Origin of the sequence: Rhodococcus sp. KRD162 (assembly GCF_017168335.1) — a bacterium.
GTDB lineage: Bacteria > Actinomycetota > Actinomycetes > Mycobacteriales > Mycobacteriaceae > Rhodococcoides.
On record NZ_JABFAU010000005.1, the window covers coordinates 49,121 to 65,667 of the forward strand.

The window sequence follows — 16,547 nt, forward strand, 5'->3', positions numbered from 1 at the left end:
GTATGCGAGCCGCGAATGCACCCACTCTAAGCCGTCGAACCGACAGAAATTTCGTAGCCGTCGGTGTGTCCTGGGCAGACGTGACGGGTGTGACGGATGCGACGAAAACTGTAGTCATCGGCCGGGCACGGGACCGTCGTCCGGCAGCGGTGCGACGATGTCCGCGTACTCCGGCAGCAACGGCTCGACCGCGAATTTCCCGGATACCGCGTCGGGTGGCAGTGCTTCGACCGAGCGCACCCCCGGGCGGCCCGCCACCTCGGACAGCTCGGGCTGCGTGCCCCGCACCACCACTGTCACCACACATGCGCATCCGCCCAGCAGGCGGTTCCGGGACACGGCGGCGATCTGTGCTTGCCGACTCGACGTGGTGAACGAATCCTGCACCTCGCTCGCCGCTCGGGCCGCCGAGTTCGACACCGACCGCTCACTGCCCGGTACTCCGACAGTGAGAATCGGAGTCTGCACTCGCTCGAGCGGGACGCGGAAGATCACCTGGGAAATACGCACCCCATCGGCAATGGCATAGGCCTGTTGGGTGGTGAGCTCCCGGTCGAAGGACACCGAGCCCCATCGGGGTTCGTCCGGTGCCGAGTCGGTGCCGCTGTCCAGACTCGTCCGCGCTCGGGCCAGATAGTCCGCCACCCGCTCGCCGCTGTCCGGACCGAGTCGATCGGTACTCACACCGAGCTGCCGCTGCGGATTGAGGTGCCCGATCACAGCGAGCGTGCCGAGCACGAGCGCAACAGCGACGACACCGCCGAGCGCGCCCGCCGCTCCCCTGCGTCCCATCACGCCTTCCGGAGCACCTCGAGGGCATGCTCGAGGTCGGCCGGATACTTGCTCTCGATCTCGACCCATCGGCCGTCGGCCGGATGCGCGAAGCCGAGTGAGCGCGCATGGAGCCATTGGCGCTCCAGCCCCAGCCGTTCGGCCAAGCGCGGATCCGCACCGTAGGTCAGATCCCCGCAGCACGGGTGGCGCAGCGCCGAGAAGTGCACCCGAATCTGGTGGGTGCGTCCGGTTTCCAAGTGCACATCCAGCAGGCTCGCAGCCTGGAACGCCTCGACCGTGTCGTAGTGGGTGACGCTGGGCTTGCCGTCGGCGCGCACGGCGAACTTCCAGTCGTTGCTGCCGTGTCGCCCGATCGGGGCATCGATCGTTCCGCTGCTCGGATCCGGATGCCCCTGCACCAGTGCGTGATACCGCTTGTCGATGGTCCGCGCCTTGAACGCTCGCTTGAGCACGGTGTACGCCCGCTCGGATGTTGCCACCACCATCACTCCGGAGGTGCCCACGTCCAACCGATGCACGATGCCCTGCCGCTCGTGCGCGCCGGAGGTGGAGATCCGGAAACCCGCCGCCGCGAGGCCGCCGATGACGGTCGGGCCCGTCCAACCGACACTGGCGTGCGCGGCGACGCCCACGGGCTTGTCCACGGCCACGACATCGTCGTCGGCATAGAGAATCTCCATGCCCTCCACCGGCTCGGCCTCGATCGTCAACTCGCGAGCCGGCTCGGGCAGCGTCACTTCGAGCCACGATCCTGCAGCCAGCCGCTCGGACTTGCCGACGGCACCGTGATCGACCAGAACCGAACCCTCCTCGGCCAACGTCGCGGCGACGGTACGCGAGAGCCCGAGCAACCGGGCGAGCCCGGCATCGACCCGCATTCCGTCGAGACCGTCGGGCACCGGCATCGAGCGCGATTCCCTCACTTGTCGGCCTCACGAACGGCCTCGGAATCCGATTTCGTCACCCGTTCGCCGTTCGGCTCGAACCCGAACAGGCTGAGCGCTACCAGCAGAATCGCTCCGCAGACGATGGACGAGTCGGCGACGTTGAACACCGGCCACCACCCGACCGACACGAAGTCGACCACATGGCCCTGGAACGGCCCCGGTGCACGAAAGAATCGGTCGATCAGGTTGCCCAGTGCGCCACCGAGAACCAGACCCAATCCCAACGCCCACCACGGCGACCGCAGCGTCCTGCCGATCTTGATCACGCCGATGACGACCGCGACGGCCACGATCGTGAGCAACCACGTCATTCCGGTGGCCATGGAGAACGCCGCGCCCGGATTTCGAACGAGCCGCAGCGTCACGACGTCGCCGATGATCTCGATCGGGTTTCCGGGCTTCACGAAGTGCACGACGAGAATCTTGGTCACGAGATCGAACAACAGAATCACGGCCGCGATGGCGATCAGCAGCCGAGTCCTGAGCGGCCTGACCGAGCCCGCGGGGGCGCTGTCGGTTGCGTTCACCTGCGAGTCCGCGGTCTCGTTCGGTGTCGGAACACTACTGGTATCGGTCGGTGGGTCGTCGGCGCGGTCTTCACTCACCTGTCCATCATGGCGCATCGGCTGTTGCAGCTCCTCATCTGTGCGCCGCGCCACCGGTCTCCGGTCACGGAGTCAGTAGCCTGGTTGCCGTGAAGTCGACCGATCGCTCTCGCGCCCTCCGCTCCAGTCTTCTCGCCGCGTCCTGTGCACTGGTCCTGTTGGCCGGCTGCTCGAGTACCGACGCCGATCCCGCCGCCGAGCCGACCACCTCCCCCGAGGAAGTGACGATCGCGGTGACCCCGGTGACCACCACCGTCGTCGACCCCGGCAGCGAGCCCCGGCGCGTGTTGAGCTTCGAGACCCCGGATGAGAACGACCAGAACGGTGCGGACGAGCAGAACGTCGACCTCACCACCACCTCCACCGTGCAGCAGCAGATCAACAATGGTGCCGCGCAGGACTTCTCCAGCCCCGAACTGACGGTGCCGCTGAGCGCCTCGACGGCCGAGGTCGCCACGTCGGGCGAGGATGCCCCGGCCGGGACGACGCGCTCGATAGAACTGACGATCGGGGCCGCGACGTCCCCCGACGAAGGCCTGACCGACGCCTTGGCGGCATCCGAGGACTCGACCGCGAGGCTGTCGACCACCGACTCCGGAGCCGTCACCGCGTTGCACATCACTCCGGCCGAGGCTGCCCTCGACACTGCCCGGGCCGCACTCGAACGCTCGTTCAACGCGGTGGTCTACCGCTCGGTGAGCTTTCCCGACTCCGACATCGGAGTCGGTGCCGTATGGACGATCGATCAGCAGGTGCAGAGCGGCATCACACTGAACCAGCGCACAACCGTCACGCTGCGGGCACTCGACGGAGACAGTGCAACACTCGACGTCGCGATCACCCAGACGCCCGAATCGAACGTCTGGAACCTTCCCGACAACTCCGGCACGCTGAACATCGCGTCGTACACGTACACCGGATCGGGATCGGTCGACATCGACCTCGCCCGGCCCCTTCCCGTCGGCGGATCCATCACCGCGAGTGGGGAGCAGGTGTACACCGATCCGGACAGCACGACCGTGCTGAAGCAGACGGTCGGGGACTCGATCACCTGGGATGCCCGATGACGGGGACCTCGGCCCGGAGGCTGGCTGCATTCTCACTCCTCGGCATCGCTGCGGCCACCGGGTGTAGCTCGAACGAACCCTCACAGACACCGACGAGTGCTCCCGCCACCGTCGCTGCTCCCGACCCCCTCCTCGGCGCGCCCATCACCGATGCAGGCGTGCTCAGTGCTGCGATGTTGAACCTGGGAGAGCTTCCCGACGGGTTCTCCTCGATCCCCGACCCGGTCCGGGATCTGGGGCTGGACCCCGCTCCCGACTACGACTCGCCGGACAAGTCCAGTACCGATCCGGCGCAGTGCGCTGCGGTGCTCGCACCGGTATCGGACCAACTCGGCGGGGCGGAATCGTCAGCGGTGGCACGCTTCTCGGGACCGAACTTCTCGTCCATCGACGAGGACGCTGCGAGCTATTCGGGTACCGGCGCAGCGGATGCATTCACCTCGGTTCAACAGGCCTGGGTCGGGTGCACCGAGTTCAGCGGCACGGATGCAGACGGTGTGGGCGTCGACTACACGGTGGCCGGGCGTGAACAGTCGCAGATCGGTGACGCGTCCGCGTCGGTCCGCCTGACCACCACCAGCGACGGGTTCACGTTGGTCTCCGACGTGGTGGTCGCCGTGGTCGATTCGACTGTGATGCAGATCGTCGTCTCGGATCAGAGCGGGCTCGAACCGGAGACGGTCACCGCAGTCGCCGAGGCGGCCGCCGACCGCATTCGATCGGCGACGCCGAACATGTGACCGTCCTGGACCAGCCCACGAGCGGTCGAGAACGAAGAACTGCCGGTGACAGACCCCCTGGAGGATCCGTCACCGGCAGTTCCCGGACGGTCAGAGACGATCGGCAGGACTCAGGGTGCGGGGCACGCCGGGCTGGTCAGCTGCGCGAGCGCGACGATGCCGCAGGCGTTCTCCTTCGACAGCTTCCACACGCCGTCCTCGGGGACGAACTGGAACGTGCCCGGGTTGGCCTGTCCGTTGAGCGTGATGGTGATGCCTGCGTTGAGCACGCCGGTGCCGAGATCGTCGACGCTGGTGATCTCGATCTGCGCGTTGTTGGCGACGGCCGCGGCGGCGACCTGGTTGATCAACTCCGGATCCTCGGAGGCACCCTGAATCAGGGCTGCCTTCTCCTCGACGGGCACGTTGGGATCGAGGCCACGGTTGAGCTCTTCGTTGAGCTGTGCGACGGTCGGGACCGGCGGGTACGAGGTGTCGGGAGCGGCAGTCGTAGCCGTGGTGGTGGCAGCCGTGGTGGTCGTGGTGGTCCCGCCATCGTCGCCGGAGCTGCAGGCGGTCATGGTGAGTGCTGCGGCGATGGCAACGCCGGCAACCATTGCCCGTCGGGTGTTGCGAAGCTTCAAGTGCTTGTCCTTTTCACTCTGAGTCACAAATCGATCGTTCTGTGACTCGTCGGTCGTCTGGGGGTGGGTCGTCTCGGACTGGAGTCCACTATGTCAGCTCGGATCGGTCGAGTCACAACCCGAATCCCATACCTGTGAAACCTCACAGAGTTTCCTCAGCTCCGGCACATTCACTTCAGGCTGTCGAGAGCATCGGCAATCACCAGGTTCTCGTCCGCCTCGGCGAAGGTCCGCGCTGTCCCCGGCCCGGACGTGCGGGTCTCGAATCGGACGGTCACCACCGAATGACCGGCACCCTGTACCCAGCCGTGGCCGAACTCGGAATGCCGGACGTCCTGGCCCGGTTGCCAGCGCGGACCGTCCGGGACGCCGGAGCTCGATGTGACCTCACGTGCTGTGGCCTCGTTCCCTGTGGCCTCGTTCGCTGTGCTTCTGCCCGAAGCAGGTGACTCCTGCGTCGCATCGGCAACGGGCTCGTAGTCCAACTCGGGAAACAACGATCCTTGTCGCACTGCCGACAGGCCCGCCAACCCGACTCCGACCAGGCGGATAGGACCGACATCGACCGGATCGACCGCCAGCCGCTGCGCCGTCGCCACGATCGTCTGCTTGTCCACCGTGGCATACGGCAATGTGGCCGATCGGGTGATGATGCTCATGTCGGATTTGCGTAGTTTGAGCACCACTGTTCGGGCACCCCTGCCGTCCTTCAGAAGTCGTCGATAGGTCGAGTCGACGATCGACTCGATGGCGGGTCGCAGCTGAGCGAGTGAGATGACGTCCTGCGCAAAGGTCGTCTCGGCGCTGACCTGTTTGGCCTCTGCGCGCTCGGCCACCACCCGGTTGTCGATTCCCCGGGCCAGCTGGTGCAGGCTCGGTCCCATCGTCGCGCCCAGGATCGACGCCACCTCCGACTCCGGTGTGGCCACGAATTTGCCGATGGTGTCGATGCCCAAGCGGTGCAAGCGTTCGCCGGCAACAGGGCCTATCCCCCACAACTTTCGCACCGGCAGATCTGCCAGGAGGTCGGCTTGAACTCCGGGAGCGACAACGCTGATCCCGTCGGGCTTGGCCAGGCCCGAGGCGATCTTGGCGATCTGCTTTCCCGACCCGGCACCGATCGAGGCCACCAGACCGGTCTCCTCGAGAACCAGGGCGCGCAGGCTCGCGCAGAACTCCTCGACCTCCCCTACCGTCGCACCGGCCAGTTCCAGCGGCTCGCCGAACGCCTCGTCGATCGAGAGTTGTTCGAGCACGGGCATCCGCACCCGCAGTGCCTCGAAACCCCGCCTGCTCAGCTCCGAATACAGCACGAACCGCGGCGGCAGCACCACCGCGGACGCACCGACGAGCCTGCGGGCCTGATGCATCGGCATCGCGGACCTGGCCCCGAAAGCGCGGGCCTGGTAGCTGCATCCGGCCACCACTCCCCGCCCGCCTGCACCGCCGACCAGGACGGGGCGTCCTCGCAGCGTCGGCCTGGTCAGTTGTTCGGCGGAGGCGAAGAACGCATCCATGTCCAGGTGCAGCACCCATCGGCGACTCCGTAGGGTGTCGTCGGCGATGTCGGGCACGGTCAGCGTGGGTCGACGGTGAAGCCGAGCGCCTGCGCTGCGCGTTCGGGTGCCGGATCGGACCACCGCGCGCCGTACTGCTCGTCCGTGGTCAACGATCGAGTGTGGGCTCGGTCGATGTACAACGTTCCGGCCAGGTGGTCGGTCTCGTGGGCCACTATCCTGGCCGGCCAACCGCGGACCACCTCGTCGATCTCGCGACCGGCTTCGTCGGTGCACTCGAGCCGAACCTGGGCCGCTCGGGTCACGACGGCCTGGTAGCCGGGAACACTGAGGCACCCCTCGTAGAAACTGGCCGTCTGCGATCCAACCGGCGTGTACCTCGGGTTGACCAGTACTCGGAACGGCACCGGCGTGCGATCCCGCACGCGAGCGATGTCGGCACCGACTTCGAACCCGTCCTCGATCACCGCGATCTGCAACGGAATTCCGATCTGCGGCGCAGCCAGACCGACGCCGGGTGCGGCGTGCATGGTGGCACGCATCACCTCGATCAGCTCGGCGAACGTCTCGCCGTCCAGCTGCCCGGCATAGGTCGCAGCCCTCGACCGCAACACCGGGGCACCGGCCGAGACGATGGGTACGACGCCGCCGCGAGCCTCGGCGAGAAGCTCGCGGACGGAGTCGCCCGATACCTCGGCGTCCGGTTCGGTCACTGCACGATCGTGGGTCACTGCACGATCGTCGGTCACGAGGACTTGGTGATCACAGCCCGAACCCCTTCACCGAGATCGCTGCCCTCCTCGCCGACGCTGCCATCGACGAGCGAGAGCGCAAGCACCTCGCCCGCGATCAGATCGCGATGGGTCTCGAGCCACGACCGACGATCCGCGGGAACCTCGATGACGACGTCGATCCGGTCCGAGACGTCCAATCCGTGACTGCGACGCGCGTCCTGCAGCTCACGGATGCGGTCCTTCGCCCAACCCTCGGCCTCCAATTCCTCGGTGACGACCGAATCGAGCACCACGAGCCCGGCATTTGCGGGCAGTGGAGCCGTCGATTCGGGCTCGGCAGCGACAAGCCTCCGGGTGAATTCCTCGGGCAGCAGTGCAATTCCGGCCGCGGTGACGACGCCCTCGGCATCCTCGGACCAGTCACCGGCCTTGACCGCCTTGATGACCTTCTGGACATCCTTGCCGATCCGTGGGCCTGCGGCGCGCGCGTTGACGACGAGCTCGAACTTGCCGTGTACGGCAACGTCTTCGGTCAGATCGACCTTCTTGACGTTGACCTCGTCGGCGATGATGTCGAGGAACGGACGCAGCCGCTCGGCGTCGGCAGCAGCGACGGTCACCTCGGGCAGTGGCAACCGAACGCGCAGATTCTGGGCCTTGCGGAGACCGAGAACCGTCGAGCAGACGGTACGGACCTCGTCCATGCTCTCGACGAGCTCCGAATCCGAGGGGAGTTCGCCGTCGGCGGGCCAATCCGTCAAGTGCACCGAGCGCCCACCGGTCAATCCTCGCCACACCACCTCGCTGATCAACGGCAACAGCGGTGCCGCGATGCGGGTGAGCACCTCGAGCACGGTGTGCAGGGTGTCGATTGCGTCGACATCCTCGCTCCAGAAACGTGAACGAGACCGTCGCACATACCAGTTGGTCAGTGCATCGCAGAAGGTGCGCAGCTCGTCGCAGGCACCGGCGATGTCGTTGCCCTCGAGCGCATCGGTGATGACATCGCGAGTTGCCGAGAGCTTGGCCAGCACATAACGGTCGAGTACGTGTGGCGAATCGGTGCGCCATCGGCCCGGGGTCGGCGCATAGAGCTGCAAGAAGCTCCACGCGTTCCAGATCGGCAGCAAAGCCTGCCGCACGCCCTCGCGAATACCCTGCTCGGTCACGATCAGGTTGCCGCCGCGCAGGATCGGTGAGGACATCAGGAACCACCGCATGGCGTCGGAGCCGTCGCGGTCGAACACTTCCTTGACGTCCGGGTAGTTGCCCTTGGACTTGCTCATCTTCAGACCGTCCTCGCCGAGCACGATGCCGTGCGCGGCAACGGTCTTGAAGGCGGGCCTGTCGAAGAGGGCCGTGGCCAGCACATGCAGGGTGTAGAACCAACCGCGAGTCTGTCCGTTGTACTCGACGATGAAATCGCCCGGGTTGTGCGAGTGGAACCATTCCTCGTTCTCGAACGGGAAGTGCACCTGCGCATACGGCATCGAACCCGACTCGAACCAGCAGTCGAGCACCTCGGGCACGCGCCGCATCGTCGACTTACCGGTCGGATCATCAGGATTGGGACGCGTCAGATCATCGATGTAGGGGCGGTGCAGATCGGTCGGCCGCACGCCGAAGTCACGTTCGAGCTCGTCCAGGCTGCCGTACACGTCCAGCCGCGGATAGGCCGGGTCGTCGGAGGTCCATGCCGGAATCGGGCTGCCCCAGTATCGGTTTCGGCTGATGTTCCAATCGCGCGCGCCTTCGAGCCACTTGCCGAACTGGCCGTCCTTGATGTGTTCGGGCACCCAGGTGATCTCCTGGTTGAGCTCGACCATCCGGTCACGGAACTCGGTGACCGCGACGAACCACGACGGCACCGCCATGTAGATCAACGGCTCGCCGCTGCGCCAGCTGTGCGGGTAGGAGTGCTCGATGGTCTCGTGCCGGAGCAACCGGCCCGCGCTCTTGAGATCCTTGATGATCACCGGATTGGCGTCGAACACCATCAGGCCCTCGTACGGTGGCACCAACGAGGTGAACTTGCCCCCTGCATCGAGCGGTTGCACCACCTCGATGCCGTTCGCGGTGGCGACGTCCATGTCCTCTTCACCGAAGGCCGGCGCGAGGTGAACGATCCCGGTGCCCGAATCGGTGGTGACGTAGTCGGCACGCAGCACGCGGTGCGAGTTCTCATGGCCGAGAAAGAAGTCGTACGGCGGCGCGTAGTCGAGCCCGACCAACTCCGTCCCGGTGTGCTCCGACAGCACCTCCGGCTGCTCGCCCAGTTCCTTCGCATAGTGCGCCAGACGTTCAGCAGCGAGCACGTACCGCTCGCCGTCGAGACCGCGCACCTGCACGTAGTGCACCGCCGGATGCACGGCGATCGCCAGGTTGGACGGAAGCGTCCACGGCGTGGTGGTCCAGATCAGCGCATTGGCACCGTCCAGGGGTGAGCCGGGAGCGGTCAGCGGCATGAGAACGGTGACCGCAGGGTCCTGACGCATCTTGTATGCGTCGTCGAGTCGGGTCTCCTGGTTGGACAGCGGCGTCTGCTCGTACCAGCTGTACGGCAGCACCCGGTAACCCTGGTAGATCAGGCCCTTGTCGTGCAGCGTCTTGAACGCCCACATGACCGATTCCATGAAGTCGACATCGAGCGTCTTGTAGTCGTTGTCGAAGTCCACCCACCGCGCCTGCCGGGTGACATAGTCCCGCCACTCGTCGGTGTACTGCAGCACCGACTGCTTGCAGTAGGCGTTGAACTTCGCCAGGCCCATCTCGTCGATCTCGGACTTGTCCTTGATACCGAGTTGCTTCTCCGCTTCCAGCTCAGCGGGCAGTCCATGGCAGTCCCAGCCGAATCGGCGCTCCACCTTCTTGCCGCGCATCGTCTGGAACCGCGGGACGAGGTCCTTGACGTAACCGGTGAGCAGGTGACCGTAGTGCGGCAACCCGTTGGCGAAGGGTGGTCCGTCGTAGAAGACGAATTCCTCGGCATCCGATCGGTTGTCGACGCTGGCTCGGAACGTTCCGTCCTCGGCCCACTCGTGCAGGACGATGCGCTCGAGATCGGGAAACGGGACACTGCCCGATCTGCCATGCGCCAGATCGACGAGCGGATACGACGCCGAGGTCGGACGTGCGCTTGCATCTGTCATAACGGTCTCCTCCGTGCCGGTCGCGTGCATCACGCGACACTGGTTGGCACGGGGACGACGTTCGGGCATTCTGTGCGCCCTACACCGCGGTACCACCCCGCTTGCTCGCTCTCGACGTCACGTCGGGAGGATCGAGCCACTCCACGTGAGCTGTGACGGGCTCGCCCGTTCGGTTCTACTGAACGCCGACGGCGTCGTTCTTCCGAAGACTCCCCGGTGATAGCCGGATCGATGCCTGAACACTTACTCGAACACTGATTGCAACACTGGCCGCCGGACGGACAGATCCCGCCCCTGTTACCGGTCGGGCTCGGGCGGTGGTCGTCTGCCCGTGAGAGCGCCGATCAGTAGCAGTGCTGCTCCTACGATACACACCACGATGCAGGCCCATGCCCAGACCACGGACCCGGTCATCAGGGCCAGTACCAGGAAACCGAAGCCGATCGCCGCTGCGCCGAGAGTCAGGACCAACACGGCATTCCTCGCTCAATACTCGACGCGACAACCGGATCCGACGCTACCGAAGCCGGCAGCGTCGGACGGCGATCGTGCGTCAGTTGCCCTTGGCGTACGACTGGGAGTATCCGGACGTCTGATTGTCCTGATTGAAGTTCTCCTGGCCGTTGTCCACCGGCAAAGCCGAGGAACGGTTCTCGAGCTCTTCGAGCTGCGATTCGAGGTAGGACTTGAGCCGGACGCGGTACTCGCGCTCGAACGTCTTGAGCTGTTCGATACGACCCTCGAGCACCGAGCGCTGCTGGTTGATCGTTGCCATGATCTCGGTGTGCTTGCGCTCGGCATCCGCCTGCAGCGCGTCGGCCTTCTCCTTGGCCTGGCGCAACTGCGTCTCGGAGCGAGTCTGGGCGTCGGAGAGCAGCGACTCGGACTTCTGCCGAGCCTCGGTCATCATCGCCTCGGAGCGCGTACGTGCATCGGACACCAGCCGTTCGGCGTTGGTGCGAGCATTGCCGAGCAACTGCTCGGACTCGGACTTCGCGTCACCGGTGAGACGATCGGCCATCTCCTGAGCGAGGCCGAGAATCTTCGCGGCCTGCATGTTGGAGTCGCCACCCTGCGCGGCTGCCGCCGCAACCGGTGCCACAGGCGCGGGCTGCGCCACGGGCTGGGGCTTGGGGGGATCCACCGGGCGCTGCTGCTCTGCCTTCGGCGCGGGAGCCTGAACGGGCTGCGGGCTCTGCCGGGCCGAACTCTTGGAGTCGGCAAGTTCCTGATCGAGCTCACCGACCCGCTGACGTAGGTCGGCGTTCTCTTCGATCAGTCGCGACAGCTCTTGCTCGACGAGGTCGAGAAAAGCGTCGACCTCGTCTTCGTTGTAACCGCGCTTACCGATGGGCGGCTTACTGAAAGCTACATTGTGCACATCAGCTGGAGTCAGCGGCATGGAAGGATCCCTTCACGCGTCTTGGGGCGGTAGAGCAAGCATTCAGTTATATGCCATTCCGCGCGAGTGCAGAACAATCAAACTGTAACTGGCGTCCATTCTGTCACACGGGACACGCAGCCTGCGCACGTCCCGAGTTCTAACATTCCATCTTCTGCCTCAGGCCGCGAGGCTGCTGGTCACATTCCACAGGATGAAGACGACGAAAAGCAGGACCATGATGGACAGATCCAGTCGTACTCCACCGAGGTTGAGCGGTGGAATCACTCTACGGAGGAACTTCACCGGCGGGTCGGTGACGGTGAAGATCGCCTCGAGCAATACGACGACCACCCCGGTCGGATGCCAATCCCTCGCGAAAGTTCTGATGAACTCGACGATGATTCGACCGATGAGAAGGAGCCAAAAAAGAAACAATACGATGTTGATCACCGTGAACACGATCACGGCTATACTCTGCCTGACTTCGCCTGGCTGAGCAAAGCGCGCTGGTCACAGCCTCGAACTACCGCCCCGAGTCGCGAATCCTTCACTGCTGACTGTAGAAGCCGGTCTCGGCGATACGCCTGCGCTCCTGCGGGGATACATCCACATCGGCAGGCGAGAGCAGGAAGACCTTCGTCGCTACCTTGTCGAAGGAACCACGCAGTGCGAACGCCAGACCGGCAGCGAAATCCACCAGACGCTTGGCATCGGCGTTGCTCATCTCCACCAGATCCATGATGACCGGAGTTCCGTCGCGGAAACGCTCACCGATCGTGCGGGCCTCGCTGTAGTCCCGTGGACGCAATGTGGTGATCTTCGACATCGGGCCGCCATCGTCGACGACGGGGCTGCGGCGAGTGTCGGCGCGCACGTCCATACGGGTGTCCATGGCCAAGGCTCCTCGAGTTGCCGGGCCTCGCGTCGCCGGTGCCGACCCGCGTCCCCGACCACCGATCGGTGCGAGCGTGGCAGCCGACCGAGGTGCCTCGTAGTCGTCGTCGTAGTCGTCCTCGATGTGCGCGTGCCGGGATCCGCCGAAGGACGGCTTCACGAACTCACGGTCGTCGATGTCGTCGTAGCTGTCACGACCACCACGGGAACTGCGTCGCGCGTCGGGCTCGTCGAGGTAGTCGTCCTCGTAGTCGGCGAGCGGAACCATGCCGAAGTACGCCTTGAACTTGTGCAGGGTGCTCATCGTTCTGCCTTCCGTGGCGGTGTGTCTGCTGTCGATCCCCAGGTTCGCAAGTGTCTGTTGTGACTGATGTGATCTGTGGACTGTTAGTGCGAGGCTATCGGCCGCGCACCGAGTATTGCGGTACCGACACGCACGCACGTCGATCCGTGGCGCACAGCAGCTTCCAGGTCCTCGGTCATGCCGGCGGACAGCTCGAGGGCACCCGGATGATCGCGCAGCACACGATGGTGGATCCGCTCGAGATCGGCGAACGATGCGTCGGCGTCGGCACCCAGTGGCGGCACCGCCATCAGCCCCGCCAGCCGCAGACCGGATGCGCCCGACACCGCCTCGGCCAATGCGTCGACCTCGTCACGCTCGACGCCGCCGCGATGGACGTCGCCGTCGAGACTGACTTGGATGAGCACGTCGAGATCGTTCCGACGAACGCCGTCGTCCAAGGCCCCCGTCGCTGCCTTGGACAGTGCGGTGACCAACCGGAGACTGTCCACGGAGTGGACCGACTGCGCCCAGGCCGCAACGGACTTCGCCTTGTTGCGCTGCAGATGGCCGATCATGTGCCACCGAGGCGGATCGGCGCGGAACTCCTCGACCGTCTCGGCCACCTTCGGGCTCGCGTCCTGTTCTCTCGATTCCCCGAAGTCCCGGCACCCGAGCCGGTACAGAATGCGCACATCGGAGGCCGGAAAGAACTTGGTCACCGGTAGCAGCGAGACCTCCTGGGGCGATCTACCCGCCTCGACGCAGGCGCGAGAGAGCCGCTCGCGCACCGAGGTCAGCGCACCGTCGATCTCACGGGCGCGGCCCGCGTCCTCGGCGTGATCGGTCGGTTCGCTCATGAGCATCCCTCCTGCCGCGTCACCGCTCGGCCGTGGCCGCGCGGTCGTCGGAGAATCCACTGTCCATCCACACGACACTGGCGATGCGGCCGGTAGAACCTTCCCGGCGATGACTGAACAGAGTCCTGTCCTCGATCGTGCACCGCGGATCCTGAGCCACACCGGACACGCCTGCTGCGATCAGCTGGGCCCGGAGTCCGGCGGGTATGTCGAGTCCTGGGGTGTGCCGAACAGTCGTCGTCGCACTTCCGGGAAGGTGTTTGTCCACATCCGAGCGCATGGACGCCGGTACCTCGTAGTGCCTGCCACTGGCTGCCGGGCCGAGCAGCGCCCCGATCCTCGCGGGCACCGCCCCGAGCTCGACCATCGCAGCCAACACCCGAGGCAGAATCCCGATGCGGGCACCAACCCGACCTGCGTGGACCGCAGCGATGACACCCGCTTCCTCGTCGGACAGCAGCACGGGAACGCAGTCGGCGGTCAACACCACCAACCCCAGATCCCGCTGCGTCGTCACCAGGGCATCGGTCATCGGCACCGGTTCGGACGTCGGGCCATCGACGACGGTGACGGTTCGACCGTGCACCTGCTCCATGAAGACCAACCGTTCCAGCCCCATGCCCAACCGATCGCCGAGGCGTCGGCGATTGGTCTCGACGGCAACGGGATCGTCGCCGACATGGTCACCGAGATTGAAGGTGTCGAACGGCGGTGCCGACACGCCACCCTCGCGGGTGGTGGACACTCGCCGGACCCGGAACGCAGCGGTGGCGGCTGCCTCGTTCACCGCCGCATGAAGGACGGCACGTCGACATCGTCTTCGCCGTCGTCCTCGGCGATCGGCACCCGACGGCCGGAACCGACGGACTCGCGGTCGCTTCCGGTGGCGGAGTCGCGGCCGGCGGAGTCCCGGGAAGAAGAACTCGACGAGTTCAACGGCGGCAGACTGCTGCCGCTGGAGGCGCCGACGGGATCGCGGAACACCGCGCCTTCGGAGCTCTCGCCCGATCGCGACGACACCTCTCCCGAGCGTGCGGATCCGATCGGACCGCGTCCGCCCGTGGCAGCCTCGATCGGCCGACGCGTCGGTGTCCCACCGTCGAAGCCCGCAGCGATGACGGTCACGCGAACCTCGTCGCCGAGCGAGTCGTCGATGACCGTGCCGAAGATGATGTTCGCGTCGATGTGCGCCGCTTCCTGCACCAGCGACGCGGCCTCGTTGATCTCGAACAGGCCGAGATCGGATCCCCCTGCGATGGACAGCAACACCCCGCGGGCACCTTCCATCGAGGCTTCGAGCAGGGGCGAGTTGATCGCCGACTCGGCAGCCTTGATCGCCCGACCCTCCCCGCGAGAGGAACCGATACCCATCAACGCGCTGCCCGCGCCGGACATGACGCCCTTCACGTCCGCGAAGTCGACGTTGATCAGACCAGGTGTGGTGATCAGGTCCGTGATGCCCTGGACGCCGTTGAGCAGCACTTCGTCGGCACTGCGGAATGCATCCATCAGGCTCACGGCAGCGTCGCCGAGTTGGAGCAGTCGATCGTTGGGGATGACGATGAGGGTGTCGCAGGACTCCCGGAGCTGCTGAATTCCGGTGTCGGCCTGTCCCCCGCGGCGCTTGCCCTCGAACGAGAACGGGCGGGTGACGACACCGACGGTCAACGCACCGAGCTTGCGGGCGATGTTGGCAACAACGGGAGCGCCACCGGTACCGGTTCCGCCGCCCTCGCCTGCGGTGACGAAGACCATGTCGGCACCCTTGAGCACCTCTTCGATCTCGTCCTTGTGGTCGTCTGCCGCCTTGCGGCCGACCTCAGGATCGGCTCCGGCCCCGAGTCCGCGCGTCAGTTCACGACCGACGTCGAGTTTGACGTCCGCGTCGGACATGAGCAGCGCCTGCGCGTCGGTGTTGACCGCGATGAACTCGACTCCTTTGAGTCCCTGTTCGATCATGCGGTTGACCGCGTTCACGCCGCCGCCGCCGATGCCGACGACCTTGATTACGGCGAGGTAGTTGTGCGGGGGCGTCATGGGCTCTCGCCTTCCGTGGAGTGTTGCCTGAAATATGGAAAACTCTCAACCTAAACCACAGGCTTAGAGTTATGTCAAGTACTGAACTGGTCGAAACGCTATTCATCCCCGACCGCTATCGCCATTAGGCGCGCCGACGCCGTGACAGAAATATGAGTCACCGGCACCGCCACTATTTCGTGGTGGGCAGATCCGGACTCGACACGTCGAAAATCTGTCCCGGCTGCGACAGCAGTGCGATCGCAACGGCGGCCTTGCGTTCGGACTCGTCCGGACTGCCCCACACCACGGTACGGCCGTCGAGCAGCACGATCGAAATGTCCGACAGTGTGCTCGCCCGGAGCTCGCCGACCTGATCCCGCAGCAGCGGAGGCAGCGTATCGAGCACGGCCAGAGCATCTTTCGTCACCGGATCACCGAATACGGGATTGTCGGTCACCAGCCGCACCGCCCCGGGCGGCGGCGGCCCGATCGCGAAATCGACCCCGGTGGAGTCGAGCAGGTGGGTGCCGTCCGGAGAATCGAAGAACGCCACCGCAACTCGCTCCTGCACCGTCACCTGAACGGTCGAGGGATATTTGCGTTGCACCCGCACCGTCGCTAGCGCCGGAATCGTCGCCACTCGCTGCGCGGCCGCGGCCGTATCCACGCGAACCAGCGGAAGACCGAGCGGAATATCGAGCCGATCGAGAATCTCCTGCTCGGACACCGAGGACTCACCCGCGACCGCGATGGTACGAACCGACAACAGCGGAGTGAAGTACGCGAGCGCAGCCGATCCCACCACCAGAACAACGACAGCAACCGCGATCAGGATTGCCTTGCGCCGAGAACGTCGAACCCGGTCTCGTTCTTGTTCCCTGGCCAGCGCACGCGCCTGCTTGTCGCTCATGGCCTTCAACGAATCATCCT

General features: G+C 65.5%; 17 protein-coding genes. 2 read left to right on the plus strand and 15 right to left on the minus strand.

Annotated elements, in window-relative coordinates:
• Nucleotides 1–114: 114 nt before the first annotated feature.
• From J1M87_RS08545 to lspA, 3 genes are read right to left on the minus strand one after another with little or no spacing between them, the layout of a single operon-like run.
• Nucleotides 115–792 (minus strand): hypothetical protein, encoded by a 678-nt coding sequence (locus J1M87_RS08545; RefSeq protein WP_206489140.1) that lies wholly within the window; start codon nucleotides 790–792, stop codon nucleotides 115–117.
• Nucleotides 792–1,718, minus strand: coding sequence for an RluA family pseudouridine synthase (locus J1M87_RS08550; protein WP_206489141.1), 927 nt, complete (start codon nucleotides 1,716–1,718; stop codon nucleotides 792–794). The genes J1M87_RS08545 and J1M87_RS08550 overlap by 1 nt, the downstream gene beginning before the upstream one ends.
• Nucleotides 1,715–2,365 (minus strand): signal peptidase II, encoded by a 651-nt coding sequence (gene lspA / locus J1M87_RS08555; RefSeq protein ID WP_374222371.1) that lies wholly within the window; start codon nucleotides 2,363–2,365, stop codon nucleotides 1,715–1,717. Before lspA ends, J1M87_RS08550 begins: the two co-directional genes overlap by 4 nt.
• Before the next feature lie 71 nt (nucleotides 2,366–2,436).
• Here lspA and J1M87_RS08560 point away from each other — a divergent pair, with 71 nt between their 5' ends.
• Nucleotides 2,437–3,414 (plus strand): hypothetical protein, encoded by a 978-nt coding sequence (locus J1M87_RS08560; RefSeq protein ID WP_307830766.1) that lies wholly within the window; start codon nucleotides 2,437–2,439, stop codon nucleotides 3,412–3,414.
• Complete coding sequence (locus J1M87_RS08565) at nucleotides 3,411–4,154, plus strand: sensor domain-containing protein (RefSeq protein ID WP_206489143.1); 744 nt, start codon at nucleotides 3,411–3,413, stop codon at nucleotides 4,152–4,154. Before J1M87_RS08560 ends, J1M87_RS08565 begins: the two co-directional genes overlap by 4 nt.
• Before the next feature lie 110 nt (nucleotides 4,155–4,264).
• Here J1M87_RS08565 and J1M87_RS08570 read toward each other — a convergent pair whose 3' ends face one another.
• The 12 genes from J1M87_RS08570 to J1M87_RS08625 all read right to left on the minus strand — a co-directional run bounded on the left by J1M87_RS08570 (nucleotide 4,265) and on the right by J1M87_RS08625 (nucleotide 16,527).
• On the minus strand, nucleotides 4,265–4,777 hold the full coding sequence (locus J1M87_RS08570; protein WP_206489144.1) for a hypothetical protein: 513 nt from the start codon (nucleotides 4,775–4,777) through the stop codon (nucleotides 4,265–4,267).
• Nucleotides 4,778–4,947: 170 nt separating this feature from the next.
• The gene (locus tag J1M87_RS08575; RefSeq protein ID WP_241256657.1) at nucleotides 4,948–6,294 is read right to left on the minus strand and encodes a DNA polymerase IV; all 1,347 of its coding nucleotides are present in this window, start codon (nucleotides 6,292–6,294) and stop codon (nucleotides 4,948–4,950) included.
• 59 nt (nucleotides 6,295–6,353) lie between these two features.
• Nucleotides 6,354–7,043 carry a peptide deformylase gene (locus J1M87_RS08580; RefSeq protein ID WP_307830767.1) on the minus strand — a complete coding sequence of 230 codons (690 nt, stop codon included), beginning with the start codon at nucleotides 7,041–7,043 and terminating at the stop codon, nucleotides 6,354–6,356.
• The gene (gene ileS, locus J1M87_RS08585) at nucleotides 7,040–10,177 is read right to left on the minus strand and encodes an isoleucine--tRNA ligase (RefSeq protein ID WP_206489145.1); all 3,138 of its coding nucleotides are present in this window, start codon (nucleotides 10,175–10,177) and stop codon (nucleotides 7,040–7,042) included. The genes J1M87_RS08580 and ileS overlap by 4 nt, the downstream gene beginning before the upstream one ends.
• Nucleotides 10,178–10,474: 297 nt before the next feature.
• Nucleotides 10,475–10,651 (minus strand): hypothetical protein, encoded by a 177-nt coding sequence (locus J1M87_RS08590; RefSeq protein ID WP_206489146.1) that lies wholly within the window; start codon nucleotides 10,649–10,651, stop codon nucleotides 10,475–10,477.
• A gap of 79 nt (nucleotides 10,652–10,730) precedes the next feature.
• Nucleotides 10,731–11,579: a DivIVA domain-containing protein gene (locus J1M87_RS08595; RefSeq protein ID WP_206489147.1), complete on the minus strand. Its 849-nt coding sequence runs from the start codon at nucleotides 11,577–11,579 to the stop codon at nucleotides 10,731–10,733.
• 159 nt (nucleotides 11,580–11,738) lie between these two features.
• Nucleotides 11,739–12,026, minus strand: coding sequence for a YggT family protein (locus J1M87_RS08600; RefSeq protein ID WP_206489148.1), 288 nt, complete (start codon nucleotides 12,024–12,026; stop codon nucleotides 11,739–11,741).
• Nucleotides 12,027–12,108: 82 nt separating this feature from the next.
• Nucleotides 12,109–12,759 (minus strand): cell division protein SepF, encoded by a 651-nt coding sequence (locus tag J1M87_RS08605; protein WP_206489149.1) that lies wholly within the window; start codon nucleotides 12,757–12,759, stop codon nucleotides 12,109–12,111.
• Between the two features lie 83 nt (nucleotides 12,760–12,842).
• Nucleotides 12,843–13,598: a YggS family pyridoxal phosphate-dependent enzyme gene (locus J1M87_RS08610; protein ID WP_206489150.1), complete on the minus strand. Its 756-nt coding sequence runs from the start codon at nucleotides 13,596–13,598 to the stop codon at nucleotides 12,843–12,845.
• A gap of 19 nt (nucleotides 13,599–13,617) precedes the next feature.
• On the minus strand, nucleotides 13,618–14,385 hold the full coding sequence (gene pgeF, locus J1M87_RS08615; RefSeq protein WP_206489151.1) for a peptidoglycan editing factor PgeF: 768 nt from the start codon (nucleotides 14,383–14,385) through the stop codon (nucleotides 13,618–13,620).
• A complete protein-coding gene (gene ftsZ, locus J1M87_RS08620) occupies nucleotides 14,382–15,635 on the minus strand; it encodes a cell division protein FtsZ (RefSeq protein ID WP_206489152.1) in 1,254 nt (417 codons plus the stop codon). The genes pgeF and ftsZ overlap by 4 nt, the downstream gene beginning before the upstream one ends.
• A 172-nt stretch (nucleotides 15,636–15,807) precedes the next feature.
• Entirely contained in the window at nucleotides 15,808–16,527 is a 720-nt protein-coding gene (locus tag J1M87_RS08625; protein WP_241256615.1) for a cell division protein FtsQ/DivIB, read from the minus strand.
• Nucleotides 16,528–16,547 lie beyond the last annotated feature (20 nt).

Coding starts and splice junctions, on each gene's coding strand:
- J1M87_RS08545 (WP_206489140.1), bottom strand. CDS start 792: ATGGGACGCAGGGGAGCGGCGGGCGCGCTCGGCGGTGTCGTCGCTGTT.
- lspA (WP_374222371.1), bottom strand. CDS start 2,365: ATGCGCCATGATGGACAGGTGAGTGAAGACCGCGCCGACGACCCACCG.
- J1M87_RS08565 (WP_206489143.1), top strand. CDS start 3,411: ATGACGGGGACCTCGGCCCGGAGGCTGGCTGCATTCTCACTCCTCGGC.
- J1M87_RS08575 (WP_241256657.1), bottom strand. CDS start 6,294: ATGGATGCGTTCTTCGCCTCCGCCGAACAACTGACCAGGCCGACGCTG.
- ileS (WP_206489145.1), bottom strand. CDS start 10,177: ATGACAGATGCAAGCGCACGTCCGACCTCGGCGTCGTATCCGCTCGTC.
- J1M87_RS08595 (WP_206489147.1), bottom strand. CDS start 11,579: ATGCCGCTGACTCCAGCTGATGTGCACAATGTAGCTTTCAGTAAGCCG.
- J1M87_RS08605 (WP_206489149.1), bottom strand. CDS start 12,759: ATGAGCACCCTGCACAAGTTCAAGGCGTACTTCGGCATGGTTCCGCTC.
- J1M87_RS08610 (WP_206489150.1), bottom strand. CDS start 13,598: ATGAGCGAACCGACCGATCACGCCGAGGACGCGGGCCGCGCCCGTGAG.
- ftsZ (WP_206489152.1), bottom strand. CDS start 15,635: ATGACGCCCCCGCACAACTACCTCGCCGTAATCAAGGTCGTCGGCATC.
- J1M87_RS08625 (WP_241256615.1), bottom strand. CDS start 16,527: ATGAGCGACAAGCAGGCGCGTGCGCTGGCCAGGGAACAAGAACGAGAC.